A 1872-nucleotide genomic window follows, 5' to 3' on the forward strand; every position below is an offset into this window, starting at 1 on the left:
TGCGCAAGGTGTACCGGAACACGGTCGCGGTGGACCAGGTCGATCTGGAGGTACCCGCCGGGGCGGTGCTCGGCATGCTCGGGCCCAACGGGTCCGGCAAGACCACCACCATCCGGATGCTGCTCGGCCTGGTCCGCCCCACCGAGGGCGAGGTGGAACTGCTGGGTCACCGCATGCCCGACGGGGCGGAGAAGGCCCTGCCGGACGTGGGCGCGCTGGTCGAAGGGCCGGGTTTCCACCCCTTCCTGTCCGGGCGCGAGAACCTGTACCGGATGGCGGCCGCCGAACCCCGGCTGTCCTCTTCGGACATTCCGAAGGCGGTGGAGCGGGCACTGGACCGGGTGGGGCTCACCGGCGCCGCCCACCGGCGCTACCGGGGGTACTCGCTGGGTATGAAGCAGCGCCTCGGCCTGGCCGGGGCGCTGCTGGTGCCGCGCCGGATGGTGGTGCTCGACGAGCCCACCAACGGGCTGGACCCGGCGGGCACCCGGGAGATCCGCAAGATCATCGGCGAGCTGCACGAGGACGGGGTCACCGTGGTGGTCTCCTCGCACCTGCTCACGGAGGTCGAGGCGACCTGCACGCACGTCGCCGTGCTGCACGACGGCACCGTGGTGGCGCAGGGCGAACTGGACGTACTGCTGGAGGCGGGCAGCAGCGGGCTCGTGGTGTCCACACCGGACGGTGACAGGGCGCTGGAGGCGCTGCGGGCGGCGAGGATTCCGGCCAAGCTGACGCCGGAGGGCGTGCGGGCCGATCTGACCACGGCCGAGGCACCGGAGGTGGTGGCCACCCTCGTGCGGGCCGGGATCGCGGTGCACGAGGCCACCAGGGAACGCACCGGGCTGGAGGATCTCTTCGCCCGGCTGACGCAGCACGAGGTGGAGCCCGGCGGGCTGCCCGAAGTGGACGAGGTGAACGCATGACGGCGTCGACGCTGACCGAAACACCGGCGGCCCCGCGCGTGCTCGCGCGCACCCGCGTGCCGTTGGCCCGGCTCTACCGGGCCGAACTGCGGTGGATCTACCGCCGCCCCCGCACGTTGATCGTGCTCGGGCTGCTGGCGCTGGTGCCCGTGGTGACGGGCATCGGGCTGGCCGTGGCCCGCTCCTCGGGCGCCGGGGGCGGCGGGAACGCCGACGGACTGCTCACCGTGGCCGCCGGGAACGCACTGGTGCTGCCGATCGCCGCGCTCGCGATGACCATCAACCTGCTGCTTCCGCTGACCACCGCGATGTCCTCCGCCGACGCGCTGGCGGGCGAGGCCGCACAGGGCACGCTGCGAGGCTGGCTGCTCGCCCCCGTGGGCCGGGGGCGGCTGCTGGCGGTGAAGGCGCTGGGCATGGCCACCTTCACGCTCACCGCGGTGGTGCTGATGACGGTCGTCGGGGTGGTCACCGGGCTCGTGATCAACGGCACCGGCTCCCTGTTCACCCTCTCCGGCACCACCTTGTCCTTTGTGGACACCCTGGGCAGGCTGGCCGTCGCGGCGGGCTGGGTGACCCTCCAGATGTGGGCGATCGGCGCGGTGGCGCTGGCCGTGTCCGCCTGCACCGAACACCCGATGCTCGTGGTGGTCTCGGTGCTGGCGGGCACCGTGGTCTCCACCGTGCTGCTCGTGCTGTCGGCGGTGGACTGGCTCCACCCGTTCCTGCTGCCGCAGTCCTGGAACGCCCTCGCCGACGTGGTGCGTGATCCGATGCCCGTCGACGGGCTCGCCCAGGGCGCCCTCCGGGCGGCCTGCTACATCGCGATCGGGCTTTCCCTCGCCTACGCCCGCATCACGACGAAGGACGGGTGAAGTCGAGGATCCGGCGCCAGGCATCCGCGCACGCCTGCTCCCACTCGCCGGAAGAACGGTCGAAGAAGGAG

General features: G+C 72.5%; 2 protein-coding genes. Both read left to right on the plus strand.

What is annotated here, in order from left to right:
- Window positions 1-926, plus strand: a 926-nt coding sequence (locus FNH05_RS36810; RefSeq protein WP_144593446.1) for an ABC transporter ATP-binding protein, incomplete at its 5' end; no start/stop codon positions are given.
- Window positions 923-1801, plus strand: a complete 879-nt coding sequence (locus FNH05_RS36815; protein ID WP_144593447.1) for an ABC transporter permease — start codon at window positions 923-925, stop codon at window positions 1799-1801. The genes FNH05_RS36810 and FNH05_RS36815, both read left to right, overlap by 4 nt.
- The last annotated feature ends 71 nt before the right edge of the window (window positions 1802-1872 follow it).

Origin of the sequence: Amycolatopsis rhizosphaerae (assembly GCF_007713715.1) — a bacterium.
In the GTDB taxonomy this organism is placed as follows: domain Bacteria; phylum Actinomycetota; class Actinomycetes; order Mycobacteriales; family Pseudonocardiaceae; genus Amycolatopsis_E; species Amycolatopsis_E rhizosphaerae.

Coding starts and splice junctions, on each gene's coding strand:
- FNH05_RS36815 (WP_144593447.1), top strand. CDS start 923: ATGACGGCGTCGACGCTGACCGAAACACCGGCGGCCCCGCGCGTGCTC.